Annotated in this window: 3 protein-coding genes; 2 read left to right on the forward strand and 1 reads right to left on the reverse strand. The window is 33.0% G+C overall.

Features of this window, described 5'->3' with window-relative positions; all coding sequences use genetic code 11:
- Positions 1–136: 136 nt before the first annotated feature.
- Entirely contained in the window at positions 137–5,566 is a 5,430-nt protein-coding gene (locus tag F6K22_RS26230; RefSeq protein WP_293104816.1) for a trifunctional serine/threonine-protein kinase/ATP-binding protein/sensor histidine kinase, read from the reverse strand.
- A 75-nt stretch (positions 5,567–5,641) separates the two neighbouring features.
- Here F6K22_RS26230 and F6K22_RS26235 point away from each other — a divergent pair, with 75 nt between their 5' ends.
- On the forward strand, positions 5,642–5,809 hold the full coding sequence (locus tag F6K22_RS26235) for a hypothetical protein (protein WP_293104818.1): 168 nt from the start codon (positions 5,642–5,644) through the stop codon (positions 5,807–5,809).
- Between the two features lie 139 nt (positions 5,810–5,948).
- Positions 5,949–6,751 (forward strand): aromatic ring-hydroxylating dioxygenase subunit alpha (locus F6K22_RS26240; RefSeq protein WP_293104820.1); only part of this gene is annotated, 803 nt, incomplete at its 3' end.

Here is a 6,751-nt window from a genome sequence, read left to right on the forward strand (position 1 = left end):
ATTCCCAATTCCCAATTCCCAATTCCCTAGTAACTTGAGAAAGACTATCACAGAATAAGTAGGAGTTGCTCAATATATTGAGGGAGTGAATATTTTTCCCAATTCCCAATTCCCAATTCCCAATTCCCTACTCCCTCTAACTATAATTACCAGTTGCTGGTTTAATAGGAATTTCAATTGTGAACTCTGTACCTTTTCCAACTTCAGAACTACAACTTAAATTACCCTCATGTTTTTCTACTACAATTGAATAGCTAATTGATAGTCCTAAACCTGTACCTACTCCCACTGGTTTAGTAGTAAAAAATGGGTCAAATATTTTAGACAATGCTTGATAACTAATACCACTGCCATTGTCAGCAATTTTGATTTTTACTGTTTCCGAATCTGTTACTTCAGTAGAAATTGTAATAGTGGGTTTACGGTCAAATTCTTGTTGTTTATCCCGCAGAGTTTCTAAAGCATCAATTCCATTAGTAAGTAAATTCATAAACACTTGATTAATTTGGGAAACGTAACAGATAACCTGTGGTAAATTACCATATTTTCTGACTATTTCAATTTCATGTTTGTCTGACTTTTCTTTAATACGAGTATGTAAAATTAGTATGGTACTATCGATACCTTCATGGATATTTACAGGTTTCATGTCAGCTTCATCTAAGCGGGAGAAGTTGCGCAGAGAAATCACAATATCTCGGATACGTTCGGCTCCTACTTTGATAGAATTCAAAACTTTTTGTAAGTCTTGTATGATAAATTCTAAGTCTATATCTTCAATTTCATCTTGAATTTTATCTACAGGTTCAGGATAATGTTCTTGATATAAATCAATCAAATTTAGTAAGTCAGAAACATAGTCACTGGCAGGGGAAAGATTGCCATAAATAAAGCCGACAGGGTTATTAATTTCGTGGGCGACTCCAGCAACTAATTGTCCTAAACTTGACATTTTTTCACTTTGAATTAGTTGAGATTGAGTGCGTTTTAGCTCATGCAATGTTTGCTCTAGTCGGAGATTTTTTTCGTTTAATTCCTGGGTTCTTTCCTGTACTTTTTGTTCGACTGAACCGTACAACATTGCATTTTCTAAAGAAACTGCTGCTTGAGATGATAAAAGTCTTAATATCTCCAAACGTTCTGGAGTAAATGCACCTGTAGTTAGATTATTTTCCAAGTACAAAACTCCGATAAGTTTGCCTCCATTAATAATAGGTGTACATAAAACAGATTTAAGTTTAATTCTGGCAACATAAGGGTCAGTTGTAAAACGGTCTTCAGCAAAAGCATTACTTAAAACAACATCTTGGCGTGTTCGTTCTACATAATTAATTACTGTTAGTGGTAAATCTTCAGATTCATTCATTTGAGTCTCTTGAACTACTGCTTCTTCAGAATCTAATGTAGCTTCAGCTTTATTCATTAGTTTGCCTTCTTTTAGTAGCAAGAGTACGCCTTTTTCTGCACCAGCATTTTCCATAAGAATTTTCATCAATTTAGATAGTAATTTATCTAATACAATCTCACTAGAAATTGCTTGAGATGCTTTAATAACTGTTGCTAGATCTAAGGACTGACTATTATTGCCTGTGTCACTAGAAATTGCTGTGCTTTGAGGATCGATCATATAGTTTTTAACTGTTAATATATTTTCTAATTCTGGATATTTATTTTCTAAATCTTTTAGCTTTTTATTTGCCCCCCAATTTTGATAACTATAGTAAGCGTCATGTAAATGAACTTTTGCATATTTAGGTTTATCTTGATTTAACCAACATTTTACTGCTAATTCATTACCTAATGCTTCATATTGAATAAATTCATTTTTGCTAGCAGATTCTATAGCTTGATTATATAAGTCTATTGCTGCTGAATTTTGTCCAGAAATAATTGCAATTTCTGCTGCTATTAATAAATACTTATGTTCAAAGTTTTCTGGACAATTATCTGCCCAAACTTTCATCTGCTGTTGATTTTTTTCTAGTTGCTGCCAATATTCTTTTTGCTTAACTTGAGAAACGTTTGGGTAAAGGGTAGTTAAAATTAGTGAATAGTAAAAATTAAATTCTGTAGTAGGTAGAGCACCTGTAATAAATCCGAGATATTTTTTAGCTGACAAAATGCTATCCAGTGCTACATCTAAGTTTCCATACAAATAGAAAAGATATGATTTGTAAATAAGATATATACACAAGGAGTGAAAGTTTTGATGTTGTTGACAACTATCCAAATATTCTGCTTCTTCATCTGTGTCAAAATCGAAATTAATTTGTTCTTTGATTCTAGGGTCACTATCCTGGTTTTCAGGTTTTGATGCCAAGTTTTCGATAAGATTTTTAATTCCGATTAAAGTATCTGTAGAAAGTTGATTTTTAGTTTTTTGAGTAAATTGTAAATGGCGATCAATTTCTGTCAATATTTCTGGGATAGGTTGACCTTGAAATAATGAATTAATTGTTGTGTTATGTAGAAGATAACCTGCGTATTCTAAATCTCCTGATTCTAAAGCAGCTCCATATCCTTCATGGTTAATTACATTAGACTCTTTAATGTGCTTAAACCAAAAACTTAATGTATTAGCAAATCCAGAACAAGCTTTACATTTTAGTCCTGAGATTTCCCATTTATCAGTTAGTTTTAATGCCAATAGACCAAACTGATATGCAGAGTGATAATCTCCAAAATAACTATTGAGAATTATTCCATAGTTAGAATAACAAAGACATGATTCGGCAACCGAACCATATTCTAGGGAAATGTTGACACCTTTGAGTACCATTACTTTCCATAATTCTGGATTGGTTAAATAAGCGGATGTCATCAAATTTGTTAATAGGGTTAAAGCTACTTTATATTTTGATGTGTGCTTCTCTTTTTCATTAATTAAGTTGGCAATTTCTTGATTGCCTAAATTTTCTTTTATCTTGGCAAATTCCCGATTAATTGCTGTCTGTAAATCTGTTTCTGGTAGCTCTATTTCTAGTAATGCTAGAGATTTTTTGCCTGCTGCAATTGCTTGTTCATACTGACCCCGTAAAGTATATTGAACAACCAATAAATTATAAACTTCTATGTTCTCAATGATTGATTTAGAATGCTCTAATATTATGTTAATTAATGCTTCACTTTCTGAGAAATTACTGTTTAAATACTCTCCTACTGCTCCTTCTTTATATAAAGCAAAGGTTAAATCATATTCTTGATTCCAACAATCCCGATCTAATAGAGATATACCTGCTGTAATATATTCTTTAGCAGCTACATAAGCTGTAGCATCTTTAGCTTTTTTACCCGCTTCTAAATTTAGTTTTGCTAGTTCAATTTTTTCTAGTTCATCTGTAATTAAAGTTCTGCCTATATTAAGATGATCTACTAAATCAAAAACTCTTTCCCCGCGATATTCTAGAGGAGTATTTTCCAACAATAAACGCCCAATTCTTAGATGTACAGCCTGTTTTTCAGACTCATCTATCAAAGTATAAGCTGCTTGTTGTACTCGGTCATGCAAAAACTTATAATTCAGAATTAAAAATGGATATAAGTTCAATTCTACATTTTTGGTTTCTGTTTCTGAAGCAGGTAGAATTAATCCTTCCTGAATAGCAGGTAATAAATCTTGAAAAGTTGCATAAGACTCTTTTTCATAAATTAATGAAAGAGTATTCAAATCAAATTTATTACCTACACAAGCAACTAAACTTAAAACTTTCTGAGTTAAGGTTGGTAATTTCTCTAATTTTCCAATCATTAACTCCACTACATTATCAGTAATATCAAGTGCTGTAATTTTTTCCATATCCCACTCCCACCGAATCATTTCAGAATCAAATTTCAGTAAACTTTCCTGATAGAGAGTTTTCATAAATTCATTTACAAAGAAAGGATTTCCACCTGTTTTTCTTTCTACTAACTCTGCTAATTCTTTGACAGAATTTTTGTCATTGTGTAACGTCTCGGCAATTAATTGAGTAATATGTTCAAACTTTAAAGGAGTTAAATCTATTTGATTTATCTGACCATAATTAATATTCCCAGATTGAGAACGAATCGCATTTAAAGTCATCAATAAATGATGAGTTGAATTAACTTCATTATCCCGATAAGATCCAATTATCAATAGATGCTGTGTTTCTTCATCTACCATCATTAATTTAATTAACTTAAGTGTAGCAGAGTCTGCCCACTGTAAATCATCAAGAAAAATAACCAGAGGATGCTCTGGTTTACAAAATAAACCAATAAAGTTTTGAAAGATGATATTAAAGCGATTTTGAGCTTCATTTGCTCCTAATTCTTGTATTTTTGGTTGGGGTCCAACAATTAATTCTAATTCGGGAATTACATCAATAATAATTTGTCCGTTAGTACCAAAAGTTCCTAAAAGTTTATTTCTCCATTCATGTAATTTAGCTTCACTTTCACTTAAAATAATTCTGACTAATTCAGAAAACGCACTGACAATTGCTGAATAAGGAATACTACGTTGAAATTGGTCAAATTTTCCCCAGATAAAATACCCACCTTGACGAATAATTGGTTGAGCAATTGTTTGTACTAAAGCCGATTTACCAATACCAGAATAACCAGTTACTAACATCATTTCTTTTCTACCGTCACGCACCCGCTCAAAAGCTGCCATTAACGCTTCAATTTCTGATTGTCTGCCATAAAGTTTTGCTGGTATTTGAAACTTATCAGAAATATCTTGACTACCAAGAGGAAACTCCACTATTGTTTCTGTCATTTGTAACTGATTTAAACATTCATCTAAATCAGCAATTAAACCCCAAGCGCTTTGATATCTTTCCCCAGCAGTTTTAGCTAATAATTTGAGGATAATATTTGATATAATCTGTGGAATTTCTCGATTAATTTCATGGGGAGGTTTTGGTTGTTTAGCAATGTGAGCATGAACTAATTCCATAGCATCAGTATTAGTAAAAGGTAGTTGCTGAGTTAATAGTTCATAAAAAGTAACACCCAGAGAATAAAAATCTGTACGATAATCTATAGGAGAATTCATCCTGCCAGTTTGTTCTGGAGATATATACGCCAGAGTACCTTCTAAAATTTTAGAATTTTCTAGTTGATGGCGATCGCGAGTTAATACAGAAGAGATACTAAAATCTATAATTTTTAATTCTCCTGTTGTCTGGTTAAAAATTATATTAGATGGATTAATATCTTTATGAATAATATTAGCACTGTGAATCTCAGCTAAACTTTCAGCTACTTTTATGGCTAACCTTAAAAAACCCAAAATAGTAAATTTTTCTGAAGCAATTAATGTTTTGAGAGATGCACCACCAAAATCTTCTAAAATCATTACTAGAGTATTCTGATATTTTTCTAATCCATAAACTTTAGTTACTCCAGAAAGATTTAAAGACCTGAGAATTTCATATTCTTTTCTATAGTGATTATTTTCAGATTCCGCAGAATAATTTCCTTTACTAAATTTAAGTAAAACAGGCTGATTATCTGGCTCTTGCTTGGCTCTATAAACTATGGAATTAGTACCCTCATAAATTTTAGCAATAATTTGGTAACCTGAAATATTAATCATTGTTAAATTTTCCTGCAAAACTACTAAATGAGTTATTAATTCTTAAATATTGTCCGTAAGCAGAAAGCAAGGGGAGTGTGGGGAGTGTGGGAAGTGTGGGGAATGTGGGGAGTGTGGGGAGTGTGGGGAGTGTGGGGAGTACAGGGTCTGGAATATACGCAAGCTGCATTAATAAAAACAGGCTTTCCCCCCATACCTTCACCCCTGACACCTCCCAGACCTCCACCGACGCACACCTCCTAAACTCATCCCCCGGTGCGTTTTACTAGAATGAAATAGCCACCCCTTCGATAGGGGATAAAAATAATAAACTTCAGTATTTCAAGTCTCCCTATTCTATAGAGATACTGATAACTGATAACTGATAACTGATAACTGATATATGTCTTCTCCTAAAATTACTTTCTACCATGATATCCGTAACTTGGGAATTAACCAAAATCATTGGTATGCTGTTGCTCGTAGTATAGAGCTTAAATCTCAACCCTTAAGCATTACCCTTTGGCATCAACCAATAGTTCTTTACCGGGGTTGTAATGGTAAAATCTATGGTCTAGAAGATATTTGCCCTCATCGTTTTGTTAAACTTAGTTCTGGTCGCGCGATCGCCGATGAATTAGAATGTACATATCATGGATGGCGTTTTGAGTCAAGTGGTAAATGTTCTCATGTACCCTATTTAGCCAGTAATCAAAAATTACCTACTTGTCAAATTCAGACCTTTCCAGTCCAAGAACTAAACGGTTTTATCTGGGTATTTCCTGGAGATAAATCATTGGCAAATTTAGTTTCTCCGCAATTAATTCCTGAGTGGGAACATCTCAATTATATTGCTACAATCTCAGTTATAAAATGTCGCGCTCATTATTCTTATTTAGTAGAAAATTTAATGGATATGCACCACGGACATTTACATCAAAATTGGCAAGCATGGGCAGCAGCAGAATTAATAGACTTATCGGAAAATGACCACCGGGTAGATGCTTATTATCAAGCTCAAAGCTATTATAAAATTGACAAAATTTGGTCAATATCTCAATTATTATTTCCTGCTTTGCGACAACTCCATCCCGAACCATTAAATGTTAGTTATATCTATCCAAATTGGGTTTCTAACCTGGGCAAAGATTTTAAAATTTACTGTCTTTTATGTCCTATTAATGAAATAGAAACCCAAGCTTATCT

Origin of the sequence: Okeania sp. SIO2F4, assembly GCF_010672385.1 — a bacterium.
Taxonomy (GTDB): Bacteria; Cyanobacteriota; Cyanobacteriia; order Cyanobacteriales; family Microcoleaceae; genus Trichodesmium.